23 protein-coding genes, 1 tRNA gene and 4 pseudogenes are annotated in these 21,947 nt (G+C 36.6%); 14 read left to right on the top strand and 14 right to left on the bottom strand.

Annotation, left to right across the window (positions count from 1 at the left end; translation table 11 throughout):
* Window positions 1-38: 38 nt before the first annotated feature.
* Together O1449_RS06210 and O1449_RS06215 are read right to left on the bottom strand one after the other, a co-directional pair.
* Window positions 39-773, bottom strand: coding sequence for a fimbrial biogenesis chaperone (locus O1449_RS06210; protein WP_269239469.1), 735 nt, complete (start codon window positions 771-773; stop codon window positions 39-41).
* Window positions 774-858: 85 nt separating this feature from the next.
* Window positions 859-1,391: pseudogene (locus O1449_RS06215) on the bottom strand (fimbrial protein).
* Between the two features lie 461 nt (window positions 1,392-1,852).
* Between O1449_RS06215 and O1449_RS06220 the strand changes: the two are divergent.
* Window positions 1,853-2,200: a hypothetical protein gene (locus tag O1449_RS06220; protein ID WP_269228139.1), complete on the top strand. Its 348-nt coding sequence runs from the start codon at window positions 1,853-1,855 to the stop codon at window positions 2,198-2,200.
* 129 nt (window positions 2,201-2,329) lie between these two features.
* Window positions 2,330-2,542, top strand: a complete 213-nt coding sequence (locus O1449_RS06225) for a hypothetical protein (protein WP_004661803.1) — start codon at window positions 2,330-2,332, stop codon at window positions 2,540-2,542.
* Between the two features lie 44 nt (window positions 2,543-2,586).
* On the opposite strand, the gene bioB is transcribed toward O1449_RS06225, so the two are convergent.
* Both bioB and queG read right to left on the bottom strand, forming a co-directional pair.
* Window positions 2,587-3,576, bottom strand: a complete 990-nt coding sequence (gene bioB, locus O1449_RS06230; protein ID WP_005159575.1) for a biotin synthase BioB — start codon at window positions 3,574-3,576, stop codon at window positions 2,587-2,589.
* Between the two features lie 87 nt (window positions 3,577-3,663).
* Window positions 3,664-4,779, bottom strand: a complete 1,116-nt coding sequence (queG, locus tag O1449_RS06235) for a tRNA epoxyqueuosine(34) reductase QueG (RefSeq protein WP_269239674.1) — start codon at window positions 4,777-4,779, stop codon at window positions 3,664-3,666.
* 22 nt (window positions 4,780-4,801) lie between these two features.
* Here queG and O1449_RS06240 point away from each other — a divergent pair, with 22 nt between their 5' ends.
* Window positions 4,802-6,352 carry an NAD(P)H-hydrate dehydratase gene (locus O1449_RS06240; RefSeq protein ID WP_269239470.1) on the top strand — a complete coding sequence of 517 codons (1,551 nt, stop codon included), beginning with the start codon at window positions 4,802-4,804 and terminating at the stop codon, window positions 6,350-6,352.
* A gap of 24 nt (window positions 6,353-6,376) precedes the next feature.
* Here O1449_RS06240 and O1449_RS06245 read toward each other — a convergent pair whose 3' ends face one another.
* Together O1449_RS06245 and ruvC are read right to left on the bottom strand one after the other, a co-directional pair.
* Window positions 6,377-6,766 (bottom strand): hypothetical protein, encoded by a 390-nt coding sequence (locus tag O1449_RS06245; RefSeq protein WP_269239471.1) that lies wholly within the window; start codon window positions 6,764-6,766, stop codon window positions 6,377-6,379.
* A gap of 77 nt (window positions 6,767-6,843) precedes the next feature.
* Complete coding sequence (gene ruvC, locus O1449_RS06250; RefSeq protein ID WP_005159580.1) at window positions 6,844-7,389, bottom strand: crossover junction endodeoxyribonuclease RuvC; 546 nt, start codon at window positions 7,387-7,389, stop codon at window positions 6,844-6,846.
* 320 nt (window positions 7,390-7,709) lie between these two features.
* On the opposite strand from ruvC, the gene O1449_RS06255 reads away from it, so the two are divergent.
* The 5 genes from O1449_RS06255 to O1449_RS06275 all read left to right on the top strand — a co-directional run bounded on the left by O1449_RS06255 (window position 7,710) and on the right by O1449_RS06275 (window position 9,839).
* A tRNA-Met gene (locus tag O1449_RS06255) sits at window positions 7,710-7,786 on the top strand.
* Window positions 7,787-7,974: 188 nt separating this feature from the next.
* Window positions 7,975-8,208 (top strand): transposase, encoded by a 234-nt coding sequence (locus tag O1449_RS06260; protein ID WP_269239472.1) that lies wholly within the window; start codon window positions 7,975-7,977, stop codon window positions 8,206-8,208.
* Between the two features lie 107 nt (window positions 8,209-8,315).
* A complete protein-coding gene (locus O1449_RS06265; RefSeq protein ID WP_004661816.1) occupies window positions 8,316-8,525 on the top strand; it encodes a cold-shock protein in 210 nt (69 codons plus the stop codon).
* A gap of 490 nt (window positions 8,526-9,015) precedes the next feature.
* Window positions 9,016-9,225 carry a cold-shock protein gene (locus tag O1449_RS06270; protein WP_004661817.1) on the top strand — a complete coding sequence of 70 codons (210 nt, stop codon included), beginning with the start codon at window positions 9,016-9,018 and terminating at the stop codon, window positions 9,223-9,225.
* A 395-nt stretch (window positions 9,226-9,620) separates the two neighbouring features.
* Window positions 9,621-9,839, top strand: coding sequence for a cold-shock protein (locus O1449_RS06275; protein ID WP_004661818.1), 219 nt, complete (start codon window positions 9,621-9,623; stop codon window positions 9,837-9,839).
* A gap of 377 nt (window positions 9,840-10,216) precedes the next feature.
* Here the strand turns inward: O1449_RS06275 and O1449_RS06280 are convergent.
* From O1449_RS06280 to O1449_RS06290, 3 genes and pseudogenes are all read right to left on the bottom strand, one after another.
* A pseudogene (locus O1449_RS06280) lies at window positions 10,217-10,545 on the bottom strand (transposase); the annotation flags it as partial.
* Between the two features lie 13 nt (window positions 10,546-10,558).
* Window positions 10,559-11,059, bottom strand: a complete 501-nt coding sequence (locus O1449_RS06285) for an IS630 family transposase (protein WP_331276186.1) — start codon at window positions 11,057-11,059, stop codon at window positions 10,559-10,561.
* A protein-coding gene (locus O1449_RS06290; RefSeq protein ID WP_269238065.1) for an IS5 family transposase occupies window positions 11,040-11,841 on the bottom strand; the annotation gives its coding sequence in 2 pieces (ribosomal slippage) (window positions 11,040-11,576 and window positions 11,578-11,841; 801 coding nt in all). Before O1449_RS06290 ends, O1449_RS06285 begins: the two co-directional genes overlap by 20 nt.
* Window positions 11,842-11,963: 122 nt before the next feature.
* Between O1449_RS06290 and O1449_RS06295 the strand changes: the two genes are divergently transcribed.
* Window positions 11,964-12,659, top strand: coding sequence for an IS1 family transposase (locus O1449_RS06295; RefSeq protein WP_269238066.1), 696 nt, complete (start codon window positions 11,964-11,966; stop codon window positions 12,657-12,659).
* Window positions 12,660-12,780: 121 nt separating this feature from the next.
* Here the strand turns inward: O1449_RS06295 and O1449_RS06300 are convergent, their stop codons facing one another.
* Both O1449_RS06300 and O1449_RS06305 read right to left on the bottom strand, forming a co-directional pair.
* Entirely contained in the window at window positions 12,781-13,086 is a 306-nt protein-coding gene (locus O1449_RS06300; RefSeq protein ID WP_269228194.1) for an IS630 transposase-related protein, read from the bottom strand.
* A gap of 90 nt (window positions 13,087-13,176) precedes the next feature.
* Window positions 13,177-13,983 (bottom strand): annotated as a pseudogene (locus O1449_RS06305) (IS4 family transposase); the annotation flags it as partial.
* A gap of 187 nt (window positions 13,984-14,170) precedes the next feature.
* Between O1449_RS06305 and O1449_RS06310 the strand changes: the two are divergent.
* The 4 genes and pseudogenes from O1449_RS06310 to O1449_RS06325 all read left to right on the top strand — a co-directional run.
* Window positions 14,171-14,275: pseudogene (locus tag O1449_RS06310) on the top strand (helix-turn-helix domain-containing protein); the annotation flags it as partial.
* Window positions 14,276-14,415: 140 nt separating this feature from the next.
* Window positions 14,416-15,174, top strand: coding sequence for a LamB/YcsF family protein (locus tag O1449_RS06315; RefSeq protein ID WP_269239473.1), 759 nt, complete (start codon window positions 14,416-14,418; stop codon window positions 15,172-15,174).
* Between the two features lie 31 nt (window positions 15,175-15,205).
* Window positions 15,206-16,789 (top strand): urea amidolyase family protein, encoded by a 1,584-nt coding sequence (locus O1449_RS06320; RefSeq protein WP_269239474.1) that lies wholly within the window; start codon window positions 15,206-15,208, stop codon window positions 16,787-16,789.
* Window positions 16,782-18,509 carry an acetyl/propionyl/methylcrotonyl-CoA carboxylase subunit alpha gene (locus tag O1449_RS06325; protein ID WP_269239475.1) on the top strand — a complete coding sequence of 576 codons (1,728 nt, stop codon included), beginning with the start codon at window positions 16,782-16,784 and terminating at the stop codon, window positions 18,507-18,509. Before O1449_RS06320 ends, O1449_RS06325 begins: the two co-directional genes overlap by 8 nt.
* 73 nt (window positions 18,510-18,582) lie before the next feature.
* Here the strand turns inward: O1449_RS06325 and O1449_RS06330 are convergent, their stop codons facing one another.
* Together O1449_RS06330 and crp are read right to left on the bottom strand one after the other, a co-directional pair.
* Window positions 18,583-19,359 (bottom strand): M48 family metallopeptidase, encoded by a 777-nt coding sequence (locus O1449_RS06330; protein WP_004662605.1) that lies wholly within the window; start codon window positions 19,357-19,359, stop codon window positions 18,583-18,585.
* A 213-nt stretch (window positions 19,360-19,572) separates the two neighbouring features.
* On the bottom strand, window positions 19,573-20,280 hold the full coding sequence (gene crp, locus O1449_RS06335) for a cAMP-activated global transcriptional regulator CRP (RefSeq protein ID WP_269230142.1): 708 nt from the start codon (window positions 20,278-20,280) through the stop codon (window positions 19,573-19,575).
* Between the two features lie 148 nt (window positions 20,281-20,428).
* On the opposite strand from crp, the gene O1449_RS06340 reads away from it, so the two are divergent.
* A complete protein-coding gene (locus tag O1449_RS06340) occupies window positions 20,429-20,851 on the top strand; it encodes an OsmC family protein (RefSeq protein WP_269230143.1) in 423 nt (140 codons plus the stop codon).
* A gap of 70 nt (window positions 20,852-20,921) precedes the next feature.
* Here O1449_RS06340 and O1449_RS06345 read toward each other — a convergent pair whose 3' ends face one another.
* A complete protein-coding gene (locus tag O1449_RS06345; RefSeq protein ID WP_442865317.1) occupies window positions 20,922-21,722 on the bottom strand; it encodes a peptidoglycan DD-metalloendopeptidase family protein in 801 nt (266 codons plus the stop codon).
* Window positions 21,723-21,947 lie beyond the last annotated feature (225 nt).

Genomic DNA, 21,947 nt, shown 5'->3' on the forward strand with positions numbered 1-21,947 from the left:
TATTCAATAATTTATCGCTTGGTAAGTAAATATCTTTGTTATTGAAGCTTAATTTGGTGCTCAATACGACCGCCATAATCATTAATACTAATAAAGCTTAGTTTTTCAGTATTTGCAGTTTTTAACTGCACTTTATCTTCGCTAAAAGGCGATAGCATTAAGCCTTTAGGTAAGAGATCAACTGGCTGAGAACCATTAAGTTGATATACGGCAGTCATCGTAACGTGAAATGGGGTTGGATTTTTGACCGTTAAGGTCTGACCATTTCTAATCCATTGTAGTTTTTCAGCAGCTAAATTAGCGTCTTCTTTAATACCAGCAGGTCGGTAGAAAAATTTAATACGTGAACGGATTGCAAGTTGCAAAAAATTATCTGGAACAGCTTCTTTGCTATTTGCTGTTGGTCTTGGTGGAATATCTAATACATTTAACCAATATACCGTTTCTTTTTTCTGATCTAATTGTGTTGCGCTTGGAAGAGCTGCGATACGAAGAGATTGACTCTTAGTTGGATCGACACGAGAGATAGGAGGGGTAATCATAAATGGAACTTTAGATTGGTCTGGTGTACTTTTAGGGTCACCATCATCAATCCATGCTTGAACAAGCGATGGTTTTGAACCATTGTTACTTACTTGCAAAGTCACTTCACGAGCGTCAGACGGATACACAACGCGAGTACCATGTAAGATAATTTCTGCTTGAGCTGTGCTTACAGCAAAAACGGAAGATATCGCTAAACCAAGCAAAATATTGTAACTGTTCAATGTCATTTATACTTACTCTATTACCGCAATATATTTTTATAACAAACTGCGAATTTCTAAATTTTAGAAATTCGCAGAGATTATCAACAAATTATTGATAAATGATTGTGTACTGAACTGAAGTACTTACTTTACCAGCAGTAGAAGCGCCAGTTGCATAGTATTCAGCATAGTAGTTCAAGTCAGCGCTACCATTGTCTACAACGTCAACCCATTGAGAGTTCGCTTGAGCACCATTTGAACCTGTTGCAAGCACAGGAATAAATTGGTTGTTGCACCTAATAATTGAACTTTAACGTTATTTGCACCACCAACAGCTTGGTTATTTAAACGACCTGTAGAGAAGTCAACAGTTGCACCTGGTTCAAAATAAGTCGCAACTTTACCTTTTGAACATTGGTCAAGTTTGATTTGGAAAGGGGTGCGGCCAGCAACATCACCTGTAGCAGCTAATGTTTGTTTAGAAACTGTTGGAAGAGTAACAGTAAAATCTTTGCCTGCAGGAGTGACAATTTTACAAGTTTGGTCAGTAACTAAACCATTAATAGTAATCGTACCATCAGCGGCTTGAGCGTTAGCAATACCTACAACTGAAAGAGTAGCGATCAAAGCAAGTTTTTTCATAATAATTTCTCTAATACATCAGCTTAAAGTTTGAATTAGATTACTTTTTCAGTTAATGATTGCGCTGAATAAGTAATGTGCGAAATATATCATTTAAATTAAAAAATGCAAACAATATCACATTTTTATGTTTTTGCTTGATGCTAAAAATTTAGAAAAATAACTCATTGTTTATTTTATAGTTCTTTTTTAAAACGATTTTTTTTTGTGAATTTTAGATAAATTACATGAAATTTAGTGTCTTATTTTGTAAGTAATAATGCATTATTTGTTTATTTTTTATTCAAAATAGTCGTTTTTTATATTAATCTTTTATTAAATCTTCAAAATAACGAATGAAAAATGAGCACTAGAATTACATTCTTAACAAAAACGCCAAACTTTCTTTAAGAATTTTTTAAGGTTGAATCCTTAGTTTTTTAGTCATGATTAGATGAAAAATACATCGAAAGGAGCTACTCATGAATATGCTTTATACACATAAACCAAACTACTATTTCTTTGCCCATAAGTTCGTTCTCTTCTTGGAAAGTTATCTAAAAGCGCATCCTTTGGAACAGCAAACGAGTTTTAACTTACATACAATTTACGATTTGTTTAGTCATGATCGTGCATCGAGCACTACGAATTTAGAAGGTATTTTAAATATTGCTGATGAATATGTACTTGAAACTGATGAAGGTTCACAGCCATTGATTCGTAGCTATCATTTGCATTTGGATAATCATGTATTAACACTCGAATTTAATCCTAAAGCGGTTGAAAGCTTAAAGGCAGGTCAAATTATTGTGAGTCCTTTGGCAGCTTAATTAATCTATTATCATTTCCTCTTTTATACACTTAGCTATTAATCTTCTTTGGCTAAGTGTTTTTTACAAGCTGCATAAAAGCTATTGATTGTTTATGATAAATAGATCAAGCAAAGATATTTGAATAGTATGGATAAAGATTTTAAGTCAGAAACTTATAAGGTTGATGAAAGTACGACTGATACCATTTTATGGTTGATGCAGCATCAGGATATTTTTGATTCTTTCCATTTTGATGTACATACTCAAGAGTTGTCAGTCACACATGCAGCAGGTGTGGATATTATTCGTGTAGGAATGTTTTTAAATGCCAAATACGGCATTTTAGTGACATCAATTTAATATGATCGAAAAAAAGCCTTGTCAAATAACAAGGCTTTTTTTGTTTATGCACTCATAGCATCTACGGAGAGTTCAGCAACAGTTGGTTTCGGTTTTTCTGCTGTTAAACCTAATTTAGCAAATAGGATTTGGTCTTTACCTTCTCCAGCATTAGGCGTAGTCAATAACTTATCACCAGAGAAAAGCGAGTTTGCACCTGCCATGAATGCAAGCGCTTGATCTGAATCACTGAGTGATTCGCGTCCTGCCGATAATCGAATATAACTATGAGGCATAATAATGCGAGCAACAGCAATCGTACGAATCCATTCGGTCACATCTAACTTTTCAACTTCAGCAAGCGGTGTACCTTCTATTGGTACAAGCATATTGATTGGCACTGATTCAGGATGTACAGGCATAGTTGCAAGTTCTTGTAATAAACCAATTCGATCATTACGACTTTCACCTAAGCCAACGATACCACCACTACATACTTTCATACCCGCTTGACGTACATGATCTAATGTATCTAAACGATCATCAAAAGTACGCGTACTAATAATATGTGAATAGTATTCACGAGAGGTATCAAGGTTATGGTTGTAATAATCTAAACCAGCATCTTTTAAGCGTTCAGCTTGTGACTGATTGAGCATACCTAAAGTCATACAAGTTTCTAAACCGAGTGCTTTTACTTCACGAACCATTTCTAACACATAAGGCATATCTCGTTCGTGTGGATTGCGCCAAGCAGCGCCCATACAGAAACGTGAAGAACCAGAATCTTTTGCTGTTTGTGCTTCACGAATGACTTTATCTACTGCAATACGCTTTTCTGCTTCTAGTTTTGAGTCATAATGTGCAGATTGAGAACAATACTTACAATCTTCTGGGCATTTACCTGTTTTGATTGAAAGTAGTGTGCTGACTTGAATGGTATTTGGCTGAAAATGCTCACGATGAACACTTTGTGCTTTGAATACTAAGTCTAGAAAAGGTTGATCATATAAAGCTTGGATTTCATCACGAGTCCAGTCATTACGTAAAGTCATTGTTATATCCATGATGATTGATTACAAACATTGAGATTAATCATACAGAAATCGTGCCAAAGCCAAAGGGCAAAAAACATCATTTTTCTATTCAGGTGCGTTTATTTGCTGCAATTGTTGTTGAATTGCCCACTCAATATGTACATTGACAATCTCATCGTGTAGAGCTTTTGCTTCTTGCAATTGGCTCACGATTTCAGCCGAGTATGGAGCATTTCCTAAGCCGATTGCAATATTCCGTTTAAAGGATTGATAGCCTGTGCGACGAATTGGACTACCTTCTGTTTTTGCAAGAAAAGTTGCTTCATCCCATTGCCAGATCTCTAGTAAGCTAATGTTATCTAAACTATGTCTTGGGTCAAAGTCTGGAATTGACGCTGTTTTAGCAAAGCCATTCCACGGGCAAATCAGCTGACAATCATCACAACCGAAAATACGATTACCTATACCTGAACGTAACTCTTCAGGAATGATTCCTTTATATTCAATAGTTAAGTAAGCAATACATTTCCTTGCATCCAACATATAAGGCTCAACAATGGCTTGTGTTGGGCAAATGTCGATGCAAGCAGTACATGAGCCACAATGGGCTGTTGCGGGTTGATCAAAAGGGAGGTCAAGAGAAGTAAATAGCTCACCCAAAACGAAGAAAGAACCTGATTTTTTATGAATGAGTAAGGTATGTTTTCCTGTCCAACCCATACCTGCACTTTCAGCAAGTGATTTTTCAAAAATAGGTGCTGAGTCCGCAAACGGGCGTGATTCGAAATCGCCCACTTTTTCTTTAATACGAGTGGCTAAAGTTTTAAGTCGACCACGCATGACTTTATGATAGTCACGTCCACGCGCGTAGCGTGCAATAATGGCTGAATTTGGTTCAAATGGTACATAACGGGGCTTAGGTGATGCCACAAGATAATTCATTCGCACACAAATAATGCTTTTAGTCCCAGGCACAAGCAATTTTGGATCAGCACGTTTTTCTAAATTCTCTTCCAAATAGTGCATATCAGCATGGTAACCACGTTTTAAATATTCTTTAAAACGTGGCATTTGATCTTGAGCATCAGGTTTGGCAATGACACAATCAGAAAAGCCCAAGTCTAAAGCTTGAGTTTTTATCCATGTTTTAAGTTCTTGAGGATCAAGCTGCTGAAGCTCAATTTTATCAAGTGATTTTCCAGAGGATGTGGTTGAAGCCATAAACCAATAATTAGGGGATAACATGCAACGTTCAGTTTACCATAGCCAAAGCATTCAAGCATGGGAGCAGCGTTGGTTTGCGCAGCAAAATTCATCTTTAGGATTGATGCAACAAGCCGCTTGGACAATCTCACAACAGTTAATTGAACCATTTAATAAAAATAAAATTCAAAAGATCGCAATTTGGTGTGGACAAGGTAATAACGCAGGTGACGGTTACTATATCGCTGCTTTTCTAAAGCAAGCAGATTTTAAAGTCACGGTTTTTTCATCTGAAATGGGGGACTCTGCCGATTTAAAACGAGCTGTACAATATGCTCAAGCGTATCAAGTCGATATTCAACCACTTTTGCACCCCCCTCTAAATCTCCCCCCTGATAGGGAGGAGACTTGCACGTATTCAATACCTGATTTGGTTTGTGCTGTTCCTGTCCTTATTAAGGAGAGGCTAGGAGAGGTTGACTGTCATATTGATGCCCTGTTTGGCATTGGTCTCAATCGAATGCTGGATCAAAAATGGCAAGATATTATTCACTTGTTTAATATGCAAAGAGGTTTAAAAATTTCGATTGATATTCCGAGCGGACTACATGCCAATACTGGGCAAGCTTTACCATGTGCTGTACAAGCTGATCAGACCTTTACAATTTTGGGTTATAAAGCTGGTTTGTTTACAGGTCAAGGCAAGGAATATGTGGGAAAACTACATTTAGTCAGCTTGATCCCAATTGATGCAGAATTAAAGCCACTTGCATATCTATCCTCTGAAAAAATTGTATTACCGAAACGCCAAGCTTTTGGACATAAAGGAAGTTATGGGCATGTGCTTGTCGTTGGTGGTCATGCGGATATGGGCGGAGCGGTGATTATGTCTGCTGAAGCAGCGTTTCATGCTGGAGCAGGAAAAGTCAGTGTGGTCTGTCATGCTAAACATCATCAAGCTATTCTGGCGCGTTCACCGAATATTATGGTGCGAGATATTAATGCTTTAGATCAAAAATCGATCCAACACCTATTAACTCAAATTGATGCCGTCTGTTTCGGAATGGGCTTAGGGCGAGATGAGTGGGCAGAGCAGATTTATCAGCAATGGTTCGATTTACTCAACCAAAATTCGCATTTAGAAGTGGTATTGGATGCAGATGGGCTTTGGTTTTTAGCAAAGCATCCGAAAAAATTGAATCCTCATCTTTATGCAACGCCACATTCAGGTGAAGCAGCGACATTATTGGGTTGTTCAGCAGGTGATATTGAGCAAGATCGTATTGTTGCGATTCAAAATTTACAACAAAAATATGCGGGGCAATGGGTGCTTAAAGGTGCAGGTAGCTTGATTTTAGAAGATGAATTATTTATCTGTACTCAAGGCAATGCGGGTATGGGAACAGGAGGCATGGGTGATGTGTTAGCGGGTATGATTGCCAGTTTAAAAGCTCAATTTCATAGGCAAATTGCATTACATGAAATTGTAAGTTTACATGCGCAAGCAGGAGATTTACTGGCTGAAACTGGTATGAGAGGTTTGCAAGCACATGACATGGGGAAAGTGATTTATAACGTGGTGAATATGTAATACTCAACATTCATTCGCAAATAATTAATCCCATAAATGTTGGTAATAGGTTGAAAACAAGACTAAACCTTCATCAATTTTGATTTCATCTTCTATTGAGTGAGCCCCAGCTAGAACCAATTCGTAGGAGAGAATCATTTTATTTAAATAATCCAACCAAATTTGATTGAGTTGAGTATCAGTAAAATTATCACTATTTCCTTTACTAACCACCCAAGTTGGTAGTGACATATTTTTTCCTTTGAAAACCAACTTTTGATATGATCTCAATATAGGAAGTACTTTGTGCGCAATTTCTTTTTTAGGGTCAGCATAATATGAGGTTGGAATAAAACCATATCCTTTAGCTAAATTCTCTAATTTATCTCTCAAATTAAAATATGGCTCAGCTATTTTGTTGAATAATGTTTGCATAATCATACTATTTAAATATTATCTTATATTATTTGTGTTGCATGCCTTTAGATAATTTAATCTAATTTTTCAATTATTTAACGACGTCTACTACTCGAGCGACTTCGCCCACGAGCCATACCACCGAGCGCATTTAACACCGCCATTTTGCTCATACTGCCTGAAGCATGGGCATGACAGATTGCAGCAGCTAACGCATCGGCTGCATCAGCCTGTGGTTGAATGCTTAGGTTCAATAAACGCATCACCATCATTTGTACTTGCTCTTTTTCAGCAGCGCCGTAACCTACCACTGACTGTTTGATTTGACGAGCAGTATATTCCGCGACTTGTAGGTCTAAATTGACCAACGCCGCAATCGCAGCGCCACGGGCTTGTCCAAGTTTTAACGCAGAATCAGGGTTCTGCGCCATGAAAACTTGTTCAACGGCAGCCTCAGTAGGCCCGTGAAATTTAACAATACGTTCAACACCTGCAAAAATACGTTTTAGTCGTTCAGGCATTGCTTGAGTTTCAGTACGAATAGTTCCCGCATCGACAAAACGTAGTTTATTGCCATCTTTTTCGATAATTCCATAACCTGTTAAGCGTGAACCAGGATCAATACCAATAATTAATGACATGTCGAACTATAAAAATGAAAGATTGTTGATATTGTTACATAGCAGGCTTTTCGATGCATAATATTTTTGTAGGATTTTGAATTATAAAAAAATAGTGGATTTATTAAACAGAGTTAGTTTTATTGAGTACATATTCCAAAATTCGGTCTCTTTTCAACAGATCAACTAATAAGACTCATTTTGATTTGTTTTTGATCAATTTGTGTTTAATTTGAGCGTTAGGCAGTAAATTATGTGATTTTTCTAAAAAAAATTTGCATTGTGGGGGAGATGGGCGTATAAAGCATCTCATTGATCAAACATGTTGATCAAGATGTTGATGCGGGATGGAGCAGTCTGGTAGCTCGTCGGGCTCATAACCCGAAGGTCGTTGGTTCAAATCCAGCTCCCGCTACCACTTTAAAGTTAATTGAATATTAGCTCTGTGATTATTGAGTTGTTGTTATCTGAAAGATTAGACAGCAATTAAGTTAGCTGAAATAACCCTAAAGAAAGCTAAAAATTATTAGATTCTAGAATTGTAGTTTACCTCTCTCCATATATCTAGCGTTATAGTAAATCCAAATCGATCACTTGAGCTCAGAAATGAGTGATTTTGTGTTGAAAATTATTAATGAATGGCGTGTAGCCAAAGCCAGCAATGGCAATGAAATTTGTGTGCAAATTATCCCGATGAAACGTCAACAAAATACGTTGTATGGTTTCAAATGGGTAGAGGTTGGAAAGAAAATCCAGCTAGAGTCGGGTCGAGAAGTCGATTTTAATCTAGATGGGAAAAGCTTCTATACCGATGTTAATCAGCTTTATCGATTAATATAGATAATTTACGCACTTGAAGTATCTATTGGTTAAAGATAGATTGGGTTAAATCAATATTCATAATTTGATTTAATTCATAAATGAACAAAGTTTAAAGGTTTAAAAGTATGTCTGATACAGTTACTGGTACTGTTAAGTGGTTTAACGAAACTAAAGGTTTTGGTTTCATTCAAGCTGATTCTGGCCAAGATGTTTTTGCTCACTTCAGCGAAATCCAAAGCAATGGTTTCAAAGTATTAAACGAAGGCCAACGCGTTTCGTTTGTACTTGGTCAAGGTAAAAAAGGACCACAAGCAACTACAATTAAAGTTATCTAATAAGATTGCTTGAAAAAAAGCTCACTTTATGTGGGCTTTTTTTATATCTAAAAACTATCTTTTGATTTCTAGTTGTGCTTTGCATGAAATTCTAAGCTTTATAGAGGTTGATCTTCTGCCTAAAAGCCGAATTCTGTATAAGAAAGCAATCAGTAAATTTGTATATAAGAAAATCTTAAATGGGAAAGATAAAATATTTTTTATGATCTATTGTGAGTAAATCTTAAGTTTTATAGATTGTGTAACTACACCATCAAGGCTAATTTTTTGATTTAGCAAAGAATGTTGTTTTTATATGATTTGGTTTATTAAAGTTCAACTTCATTCATTCAAGAGATAAAACTTTCAATACTTTCATAGATCCACTATCTCGTATGACTTAAAATTTGCTATGCTTGCAGTATCTGTCAAATAAAGATAGATTAAGTTAAGTCAGAATGAAAATTTTGATTTAATTTATAAATGAACAAATTTTAAAAGGTTTAAAAGTATGTCTGATACAGTTACTGGTACTGTTAAGTGGTTTAACGAAACTAAAGGTTTTGGTTTCATTCAAGCTGATTCTGGCCAAGATGTTTTTGCTCACTTCAGCGAAATCCAAAGCAAGGGTTTTAAAGTATTACAAGAAGGCCAACGCGTTTCTTTCGTACTTGGTCAAGGTAAGAAAGGACCACAAGCAACTCTCATCACTGTTATCTAATTTTTAGACCAGTAAAAAAAGCTCACATATGTGGGCTTTTTTGATGTTTTTTATGTGCGAAAAAGCCATCAAAATAATTTTAAATATAATTATTTGATTGAAATAAATGAAATTTTACAATTTTTTAAATGTTGAAAACGATTGTTTTTTAATAGGATTTTTAAATAATACAACTATTCGATCCCAATTTTTCATCTAGAGTTAGATAATGTTTGTGCCGAAAAAGTAAAGTGGTGTATATTGAATAATAACTAGAAGAATAACACTGTTGATTCAGAAAATCTTTCATCTCGTAGTTTAGATAAACCTTTCGTGTTATCAGATTTAATCTCAGAGTTTATGATTCCAAGTTACTTGCTACTAAGCATTCCAAATATTTCTAATAGGTTAAGTATATGTCTAACACTGTGACTGGTACAGTTAAATGGTTCAATGAAACTAAAGGTTTTGGCTTTATTCATGCGGATTCTGGGCAAGATGTATTTGCTCATTTTAGTGAAATCCAAAGTAACGGTTTTAAGGTTTTACATGAAGGGCAACGTGTTTCATTCACTATTGCTGATGGTAAAAAAGGACCTCAAGCAACTGGTATTACAGTAATTGCTCAAAACTAAACATCTAATTAAAAAAGCTCACTATTGTGAGCTTTTTTAATTTTCGGATGGTATCTGTAAATTTTAATCATCATTATTTCTTGCAATGTACCTATTTTTGTCACAATTTAATCTATTGGTTAAAAAAATGCACTAGCATGTTATTAGACTTTTTGCTAATTTTAACTGGTGGATTATTTAGGCAAATTAACAATTGCCGTACATTAAATGAGCGCAAAGTTATGGAAAACTTAGAGCAATTGACTCAAGGTTTTGAGCAAGAAGTTCATGTACATTGTAAACGATCTATAGGTACGTTGTTGTTTAGTTTCGTAGTTTTGATCGCAACGAGCTTCTAGTGAAAAAAGCACCTTAGGGTCACTGCTGTCCCATAAATATCACAAGAAGAACCTCAGTTGAGGTTCTTCTTGCTTATTCCACTTTTTGTCAGGTAAAACAGAGCCTTCAATGGTTTCCTTTCAAATAAGTTCACCTGAATAATTCTTAATAATCTTTGAACACTCCATCCTTATTGTGCCATATGTTTCGCAAAACTCACCAGTAAATACGCGATTAGTGCAATCCATATTTGTGTTTGTATCGCATTGCGGCTACGACCTAGAAACGATTTCAATTTTAGGTTTTGCTTGATCGCTTTAAAAAATAGTTCTACTTTCCATCGATCTTTATAAATTGCAGCAATGGTAGATGCAGCTAAATGAAAGTTATAGTAAAACCGTTTAATTATTCATACATTTATTGAAAAATAACCGAAATAATTGATCAATTGAATCAACCAACCACTCTTTACGCTTGCGTTTAACCCATGCCCACATCTTTTCTATAGGATTTAAATCAGGACTGTATGCAGGAAGCCAAAGTATCTGATGCCCTTGTTGTTCCAATAACGCCTGAGTATCCGCTCTTTTATGAAATGTTGCATTATCCATAACCACACTACTATTCTTCGGTAATTCAGGGATCAGTAATCGCTCAACCCAAAAATGAAAAACATCAGCATTGATTTTGCAATCAAATAATCCTACTGCAAACAATTTCTGTTGATGAATTGCTCCAATTGCATTGGTCTGATTTTTTAACTGCCAATTATATTGTCCAAAGCATGGTTTTCCTCTTTGCGAATAACCATTAGGTCTATGATCATGTGACTTGAAGCCACTTTCATCAAGGTAGACAATAGGATGACTTTTTTCTAAGAACCTATCCAGAATATTTTCTATGCAAAAGTAGCCTTAAAAAGGCTAAATTAATGAACTGAAGGCTCGTATTTAGGTGCTTTTCACAGTTTTTCCAAAGCCTTCTACATTTTTCTAACCAAGCAAATGATCTTTCCACAACCCAGCGTTGTGGTATGACTGCAAATTTATGTAATTCACTTCGTTTAGCAACTTCAACTCGCGCTCTGATTAAATCATTAACAGCCAAAGAAAAGGGTTCGCCTGTATAACCACCATCAACAAGTACAACCTCTACATTTTGTAAGGTGTCTCTATGTAAAGTTATGGCATCTAATGCACCTTGACGATCTGTTTTATCTGCTGTCGTAATAAATATTCCATGAGGCAGACCTTGAGTATCAACAATGATATGTCTTTTAATCCCTGAAACTCTTTTACCAGCGTCATAGCCTTTATTACGTGCGGTATCTGTGTTTTTTACACTTTGTGAATCAATGATGATAAAGCTCGTTTGTTCTTTCCGTCCATTGTTGATACGGGCCTCGCCAACCACATTTTTTTAAAGCTTGCTCAAGTATGCTAGGTTCAGTTTCTGATGGTTTTCTATTCCAAATTGAGAAGTAATAATGCACAGTGCTTTTAGGTGGAAAGTCTCGAGGAAGCATACTCCATTGACATCCACTTTTTAGAATATAGAGCAAGGCGCAAAACACTTCATAGACATCAACGACTCTTGGACGTGTTTGTTTTCTTCCGCTCAATAGTAACGGTTTAATTTCTTTAAAGGCTTCTCGACTAATGTCGCTGGGATATGGTTTTCTCATGGGGGAGAATTTAACAAATTATTTTTCCAATTGCCAAAAAAGAATGAAATTAGGTGGTGTTCTAAAAAGTATGCTCATAAGAAAAGGAGGCAACGAGGAACAATTCAGCTATATTTAAATGTGTGAAAATCGAAATAGAACTTCATTGTCCTCGATGCCAGAGTACAAGTATAAAGAAGAATGGCATTAAACACGATGGTAAGCAAAACTATCGTTGTAAAGAATGTAATAGGCAGTTTGTGGGTGACCATAATTTGACGTATTTAGGCTGTCATTCAAAAGCGGTCAAATTGATTTTGCTTATGCTTGTGCGATGTTGTGGCATTCGGGATATTGCAAAGATTACGAGGTTTAGTATTGGCAAGATACTTAAAACGCTTACACAATCAAATCATGAAGTAATTCCTCAAAGAACTCATTATAAATGCTTGGAAGTTGATGAATTTTGGACATTTGTAGGCAACAAGAAAGATAAGCATTGGCTACAGTACGTCTATGATAGAAGTAGCGGAGAAATAGTGGCTTTTGTATGGGGAGGAAGAGATGCTCATACAGCACAAAGGCTAAAAAACCGTTTAGAAGAACTGGGTATTACTTATGATTGTATATCGAGTGATCATTGGGAAAGTTTCATCAAAATTTTTAAGCCGGACCAAGAAGGGAAATATTATACAGTCGGGATAGAAGGAAACAACTGCCAATTAAGACACCGCATAAGGCGAGCAGTAAGAAGAACATGCTGTTTTTCGAAGAAGGTATTGAATCATGTAAAAGCTTTTAATCTTGGATTCTTTTACATTAACCACAGTTTTGTATAGTGATGTTAAAATGATCAGCATACATTTTGAAACACCACCTGAAATTAATATTGGATAGGTTCTAATAACTCTATTTGTTCAATAAATCTTTCTCTAAGTTCTGAGTTAGCTTTTGGGTGACTTAGCGTCTTTTTTTTATTGTAATACCTAGGCGTTTTAAAGCATCACCAATAGATGAAGCTCCACATCCAAAACGTGCAGCCCGTTCATATTGATAGTCATCAGGATATTTTTCAACATCAGCACGTAAAGCATCATTATCGATTTTAGAAGGTTTACGTGGACGAGTTCTTTTGATCTCTATACGTTTCTTCCATTGGACAATCGTATTTTTATCAATTTCAAATTGAGCAGCAACAGCTCGAATAGAATATCCTTCTTCAAGCTTAGCTAATACTTTCTTTCTAAAATGTTCTGAATAACTCATTCCATGAGTGTATGCTATTTTTAACAGATTTACTATATTACTTAAAAACTCAAACGTTCTTTTCTTTTTTTCATAATAAAACTTTATACGTCTTAATCGCTTAGGTGCACCACGCTTTTTAGCATAATCACTACTCAACTCAATATATTCATCCGCAAGAATCCCCTTACTGGCTAACACATCTTGTTTTGATTTCACCTCATAAACTGTCTTTGGTCTCAGCCTAGTGACAAAGCTGACTTTTTGGTTGGTCATTTCTGCAAACCATTGATAATCAACATACCCTTTATCAAATACAACGATACTTCCAGACGGGAATTTGAGTCGTCGACCTTGTACCATGTCATTTTCAATACCATCACCAAGCGCAACAAACTCAGGAATAGTGTTGCTATGATTTAACCCAACTGTAAGTTTTATACTGGCTTTGGACTCATGTACTTTTGCCCATTCACACAATGACAGTGAAAGATCAATATGACTCGCATCAAGTGAATATAATGGATTTTTAAATCGAAATTTATGAGCAATCTTGGAATTTTCACAATGTTGAAGTAGTTGGATAAACAATTGTTGATACAAGCTAGCTGGTTGTTCTTCATTAATCCTTGCTAAGGTATTTCGTGCAATTCTTTTGGCACCAAGGTGATAAAGCTTTTCCTGTTGTGATTCGAGATTAGATTCAATGTCTCTTAAGCTTTGACGGTATGATAATTGAGACATCAAAATAACAATAAATTGATCCCATCGTGTTGCAGATCTTAATTTTTGTCCTTGATGGTGTTGTTTTGCAAGACGTTCAAAATCTTGTCTCAAAATGGGCTTGAGTAATTGATGAAATACCGTATTCTGATGTGACAAAATCTGAATCCTTGTAGTTGAAGTGTTTGTTCGCACTTATATTTTAACTACTTTGGACTCAGGTTTTTTATTTAAGTCTAACTATGGGACAGCAGTGCAGCATTCGCCTCTTTTCGAGTATCAAACAGACTCCCATGCACCACATGACCTTTCAATGTATGGGAGAAGCTCTCAGTCACTGCATTCACGAATCCATTTATCTAATGTTGAATAGCCGACGCCTATTGCTGAGCAATGTGGTTATCAATCTCAGTCTCGATTTACGGACCAGTTCAAACTGCTATTTGGCATGACACCAAGAGAACTTCGTAAAACAAAAAATATGTAATTTAAAATCATTTATTCAAGTATAGCTATGTATTAATCGAGAGTTATAAGCTGTTAAATTCGATAAAATATGTGATTTTCTAACCACTTCGAATATATTACTCAATTATCGGATCATAAAAATCAGCATTAGGTTTATATATGCATATTGATTTAAACAGCGACTTAGGCGAAAGCTATGGTGCTTGGAAAATGGGAAATGATGAGCAGATTCTTGCGATTGTGAGTAGTGCCAATATTGCATGTGGTTTTCATGCAGGCGATCCTGTTAATATGTTAAATACCTTAAAACAAGCTGCTGCTCAAAATGTCAGTGTGGGAGCGCATGTCTCATATCCAGATCGGGTTGGTTTTGGTCGCCGTAATATGGATGTATCTTATGATGAATTATACGCAGATGTGCTTTATCAGATCTCAGCTTTACAGGGATTAGCCCAAGTCGCTGGAACGAAAGTAACTTATGTTAAACCACATGGTGCCTTATATAACACCATTGCCACCAATTTAACTCAAGCTCAAGCAGTGATTGATGCAATACAGCATTCAGATAAAAAATTAGTTTTAGTTGCATTGGCGGGTTCACCATTAATTAATTTTGCTCGTGAGCAGGAACTTGGCATTATTTCTGAAGCGTTTGCTGATCGTGCATATCATCGTAATGGTGAACTAGTTTCACGCCGTTTAGAAGGTGCTGTTTTACATGATGCAGAAGTCGTAGCTCAACGTGTACTGAGCATGATTCAGAACGGTGGTATTGAGTCGATTGAAGGAGATTTCACAGCGATTCAGGCTGATACAATTTGTTTACATGGTGATACCTTTGGGGCAGTACAAATGGCAGAAAAGATTCGCCAAGTATTGTTAGAGAATAAAATTGAAGTTCGTGCTTTTTGTGCTTAAGTAAATTTTAAATGTTTTAAACGAGCTATTTATGCGATTTCTATCCGTTAATTTAGATTGTTTTTTGATTGAGCTTGAAAGTTTAGAAGAAACAATGGCGGTTCATTACTGCTTAAAACAAGCACAGCATCCTCATATAAAAGAACTTATTCCTGCGGCACGTAGCATACTGATTTATTTTGATTCATTATTGGTCGAGATGAATATACTGATTCGATGGATTTCAAGCCAAAAAATCAGTCAGGATACTTTGCTTCAAGGGAAGGAAATCGTTATCGGTGTGCGCTATAATGGTATTGATTTAAATAACGTTGCTGAATATTTAGGAATAAGTACTGACCAAGTCATTCGGAAACATACCAACTCTTATTGGCAAGTTGCATTTATTGGCTTTGCTCCCGGCTTTGCTTATCTAACCAATCCTGAGCAAGTATTTGGGAGTATTCCACGCTTAGCATCACCACGTAAAAAAGTTAGTGCAGGGGCTGTTGGTTTAGCAGGCGAATATAGCGGTATTTATCCTCAAGATAGTCCGGGTGGATGGCAGTTGATTGGACAGACTGATGAGATATTGTGGGATATTCATCGACAACAGCCAGCTTTATTAATGCCGAGCGATCATGTCATATTCAAGGATGATAGTCATAATCCAACCCAAATTAGTGTGCCTGCTCAGACATTTTCTCAAGAAAAATTGATTGAAAAACCTGCCGTGTTACGCGTTAAAAATGTTGGCTTACAAGTATTAATCCAAGATGAAGGGCGTAAAAATTTAGCTGAGCTAGGTGTGGGGCGAGCAGGAGCTATGGATCAAAAGGCATTTCGTCAGGCAAACTTAATTGTTGGTAATCCAAAGAATGCAGCCGTCATAGAAGTTTTAAATGGTGGAGTGCGATTACAAGTTTTGGAACCGACGGTTATGGCTGTGACAGGTGCTGAAACGGAAGTCTGGATTACTTATATTGGCGCGGATAAAGTTAAAGTGGCTTTGTATCAGCCGATTGCTTTAGATTATGGCGATGAAATTTATATTGCTGTACCTACCGCAGGCATTCGTAATTATATTGCGCTACGTGGCGGTATCGCCGTTAAGCAAGTACTAGAAAGTGCCAGTTATGACTCTTTGGCTGAATTGGGTACAAAACCAATTCAAGTCGGTGATGAGATTCATTCTGCCCAATTAAAAACGCAGCCTGTTAGCTTAAATGTAATACCGATTAAATTACCTAAACGAGGTGAGATTATTGAGATAGATCTCGTGTTAGGACCGCGTACAGATTGGTTTGCCGAAGAAAGCCTTGATTTATTGTTTAAACAAACTTGGTTAGTGAGTACAGAGACTAATCGAATTGGATTGAAGTTAGTGGGTGATCAGCCTTTAACGCGACAATTCGAGCAAGAATTACCGAGCGAAGGTTGTTGTACAGGTGCTTTGCAAATTCCTCCAAATGGTCAGCCTGTATTATTTATGAATGATCATCCCATTACAGGTGGTTATCCTGTGATCGCAGCAGTTGCCTTATATCATTTGGACTTAATTGCACAGATTCCAGCTGGTTGCCATATTCAATTTCGTAAAATTTCTGATTTCATGGATGTCAAAAAAGATGCATAAGCAACATAAGCTACTGATTGCGAATCGTGGAGAAATTGCTGTACGCATTATTCACGCATGTAAGGATATGGATATTACATCAGTGGCTATTTATGCAGATGATGATATTGCCAGTTTGCATGTTCAACTTGCAGACGAAGCTTGGGCATTATCAGGACAAACAGCACAGCAAACTTATTTAGATATCAATAAAATTATTGATATTGCGTATAAAGCCCAAGTGACCATGATTCATCCTGGTTATGGTTTTTTATCAGAACGTGCCGAATTTGCCCAAGCTGTGATGGATGCAGGGCTGATTTGGGTTGGACCATCTCCTGAAACTATCGACAAACTTGGTGACAAAATACAAGCGCGTAAGATTGCACAGTCGGTAAATGCACCTTTGGTTCATGGTACTGAACAACCACTTCAATCAGCTCAAGAAGCCTTGGATTTTGCGAAACAGTATGGTCTGCCGATTGCGATTAAAGCTGCTTATGGCGGTGGTGGACGTGGTTTAAAAGTTGCTTGGCAATTGAATGAAGTTGCCGATTTATATGAATCGGCTGTGCGAGAAGCATTCGCTGCTTTTGGTCGAGGAGAATGTTTTGTTGAACAATATCTAGATAAGCCTCGGCATTTGGAAGCACAAATTATTGCTGATCAACAGGGACATATTGTCGTGGTAGGAACGAGAGATTGTTCTTTACAACGCCGTAATCAAAAGCTAGTCGAGGAAGCCCCTGCGCCATTTATTAATGAGCATATTGAAGCTCAGTTAGTGCAATCTGCTATTGCAATTTGCCGCGCTGCAGATTACATCGGAGCAGGTACCGTCGAGTATTTACTTAGTCAAAATGGTCAACTTTCATTCTTAGAGGTTAATACACGTCTACAAGTTGAGCACACAGTGACTGAGCAAACTACGGGTCTAGACTTAGTTGTCGAACAAATTCGAATTGCTTTAGGTCAACCACTTTCGATTCAAGAAATGCCAGAACCAATAGGACATGCAATTGAATTCCGAATTAATGCGGAAGATCCAGCACGTGGTTTCATCCCAGCATTTGGACAGCTTACTCGTTTTCACCCACCATCAGGAATTGGTATTCGTCTTGATACAGGGGTCATGACTGGAAGTGTTGTTTCAAGTCATTTTGATTCTTTAATTGCGAAATTAATTGTGACTGGTGCAACTCGCGAGATTGCAATTCAAAGGGCTAAAAGGGCGCTTGCCCATTTTGAAATAGAGGGCATTGCTTCAGTATTGCCATTTCATCGTGCGATCTTGTCAGATGCTGACTTTATTGATGAATTTAAAGTACATACACGTTGGATTGAACAAGATAGTCGACATGATTATCCTCACTATTCACGCAGTAAACTGAGCTATCAAGCTGAATTACAACGTTATCCAATTGAAATAGATGGAAAGTTGCATCAGATTGGCTTACCAAATGAATTTTTTAGTTTATTCGGGACACAACTACCAAATCAGAAACCAAATGATTCTAATCATAACTCAAGTAGTAATAGTGTCTTAGCGCCGATTAGTGGTGTAATCACCATATGGAAAGTTCAAGAAAATGATCATGTAAACCAAGGTGAGGCAATTGCAATTATGGAAGCAATGAAAATGGAAGTCCCTGTTATTGCTCCGCAAACGGGGAAAATTCAAAAGCTGATAGGGATTAATCAGACTGTTGAAACGGATTCAAAAATTGCTGAGATAAATTAGAGTTTTTGTATATCAGACAGCTAAAGGATATGCCATTAAATCTCTAAAATGAGATCTAATGGCTTTGGCTAAATTAACGACGTTTATTATAAACTGCCAGAGCAGCAGGTAAATTTTTGCGCATATCACCAATACGTTGACTATTTGATGGGTGAGTAGATAAGAATGATGCACCACCAGCACCATCTAGACGATCCATTTTTTCCCAAAGACTAATTGCTGCATTTGGATTATATCCTGCTTTCGCCATCAGCATTAATCCACCAAAATCAGCACGACTTTCTAAATTACGAGAATATGGTAAACCAATACCAATTTGACTACCTAAAGCAATTGCCGCATTACCAGCTTCACCAATATTCGCACCCGCATAAGTCGTACCAATACCAATCGCTAAGTTTGTAAGTGCTTGCGCACCAATTTTACTTTTGGCATGTTCTTCTAAGGCATGGGTCATTTCGTGTCCCATAATTGCTGCTATTTCATCATTGGTCAAATTTAGCTTGTTCACAATACCCGTATAGAAAACGACTTTCCCACCTGGCGCTACATAGGCATTTACAGTATCTGATTTTAGTACTGCTAACTGCCAATCAAAACGCTGACCGGTTTGGTTCATTTGGTCAGCATACGGTTTTAAGCGCAAAAATACTGAGTTAATACGTTGATAAGTACTAGAACTCATATCCAATTGATTTTTGGCACGAGCTTCCTGTGTCATCTTTGCAAAGCTTTGAGCTGACTGAGCATTTAAAGTGGCACTGTCAGCACCTGCCATATCTGCAAATGATGCACAACCTGAAATCGTTATTACAGTCATTGCACAAAGGCTTAAAGCCAATTTTTTCATACTTATTTGCTCCAAATCAGTATCTTATAAATATACCCATGATTAACAAGAATTATAAAAAAAGTTCGCAAGGCTTTAAATTCTGATTATCTCTATAATCATAGTAATTATGTAAGCAGAATTAATGAAAAGCTAAATAGTTTAGCTTTATCTGAATAAAATTAAAGCCAGTGGTTTGCACTGGCTTTGAAATTAGCTTAAAGCTAGAGGGGATTAATCCTCATCATCAAATTCATCTTCAGAAAATGCGTTATCATCTAAAGAAGTATCAAAAATTAAAATTGCTTTACCATCAGTTTGAATCATGCCTTGATCTTCAAGTGTTTTTAAAACACGACCAACCATTTCACGTGAACAACCCACAATACGACCAATTTCTTGACGTGTAATACGAATCTGACGACCATTCGGTAGAATCATTGCCTCAGGTTGTGCAGATAAGTCAATTAGACAACGAGCAATACGACCAGATACGTCGATAAATGCTAAGTCAGTGACTTTACGCGTTGTATTCTTCAGGCGGCGAACAAGCTGAGCAAATACAGCATAGCTCAGGTCAGGATATTGCTTGCTGAGTTCGTGGAAATTTTCATATGAGATTTCTGCAATTTCGCAAATATCTCGAGTACGGACTTCAGCAGTACGTTGAGGGTTATTTTCAAACAACCCCATTTCACCAAAGAAATCACCTGGATTGAGGTATGCAACAACAATCTCACGCTCATCGTCTTCACGTAATATGATTGATACTGAACCTTTTAATATTAAGTACAGTGATTTTGATTCTGTTCCAGCGTCAACAATCGTGGTGCGTTTAGGGTATCTATTAATGTGAGCACGTTTTAGCAATGCTTTAACTGATTCAGGTAATTGACCTGGAGACAAAGCATCAGTGCTAAGATGTGAAAAATTTGAAGTCATGCTTAAAATTTCCGAATTTGGATAAAACCGATCGCACAGGCCCCATTAGAGCCTTTTCTACACAGAAGAGATGAAATTCCTTATCAACTCATTTTATGTTAGTGTACAAGAACTAGAGTAAATTTATAACGTTTTTCGGGTAGTTGCAATGCAAACAAGTGTACATTGGTTAGAGAATGTTGCTTTTGAAGCGAAATCAGAAAGTGGCCATAGTGTGGTGATGGATGGTTCTGCTGAGTATGGTGGGGAAAACCGTGGTCCACGTCCTATGGAATTGATTTTAATGGGACTTGGTGGGTGTGCTTCGTTTGATATTGTGACTATTTTAAAGAAATCACGCCAAGATGTGACCAATGTTGTGTGTCAGTTAAAGGCTGAAAGAGCTGATACGATCCCAGCGGTATTTACAAAAATTCACTTACATTTTGTTGTGACGGGAAAATCTGTTAAAGCCAAGCAAGTTGAAAAAGCTGTTGAGCTTTCGGCAGAAAAATATTGTTCAGCAAGCAAAATGTTGTCTGATGGTGGGGTAGAAATCACACATGACTTTGAAATTGTAGAAGCTGAATAATTTTTATTATTAAGTTTAACTAAAAAGTGGTCTAAGTGGTTAGATCACTTTTTTATTGCCTAAATAATTTTCATTTTATAAATAACTGGGGATCTACACGTGCATTATTTAGACTCATTCCCCAATGTAAATGTGGACCTGTCGCGCGACCTGTATTTCCAACTAAACCTAAAAGCTCACCTTGAGTAATGTGTTGTCCCTTTGAAACCTCAATTTTACTGAGATGGCAGAACATACTGATTAAACCTTGACCGTGATCAATCAAAACAGTCTTACCATTGAAAAAATAATCACCAGTTTGAACGACAATGCCATCTGCTGGCGCTACAACTTTTTGGCCAATTGGTGCTGGAATATCTAGACCTGAATGTGGGGCGCGTTCTTCATTATTAAAGAAACGTTTGCGTCCAAATGAGTTACTAAATTTCCCTGCTGTTGGTGGAATAAAAGTTGGAAATTCAGTCCAATCGCTTTGACTGAAAGAATTATAAATCTCATTTTGCTCTTTTGCTTCGGAAGCATATCGATCAAGTTGATTTTGATTCGGATTAACATAGTCTTGGTTTTTTACATTGAGGTGCTGTTCAGCATATTGATATGGCAGTATTTCAATCTGTATGGGCACAGTATTGGTTGATAGGCTTAACGTTCCCAACGGGGTAGAAAGAGGAATTCCAAAAATAGCGTATCGTTGAGTGCCTTCTTGTGCAATTAGAATCGGTTTTTTCTCATAGAAAACTTGGGTAGTCGATGATGAAAGTGGGATGACGGCTATACCACCTGCATGTCGTGAATTCTGTGGTAATTGAGCAATAGCTATCTGAATAGGGAAAAGGCAAATACTAGCTATTACAATTCTTCTTAAATGCATAACGATCATTTTTAAATGAAGTAAAGTCTTAAGTTAAAAGTTTCGCCGTAAAATAACAATATGGATATTGTTTAAATCAGAATAGATAGAAAATTATACAAAATATACTTGAAATAGATTGTTTATATACCCATATTATCACCAAGTTTTATAAAGTTTAATTTAAACAAAATATTGAAAAATATATAAATTTTATTTGAAATTTTAAAAAGTGTTCCCATCTTA

This window comes from Acinetobacter sp. TR3, assembly GCF_027105055.1.
Lineage (GTDB): Bacteria > Pseudomonadota > Gammaproteobacteria > Pseudomonadales > Moraxellaceae > Acinetobacter.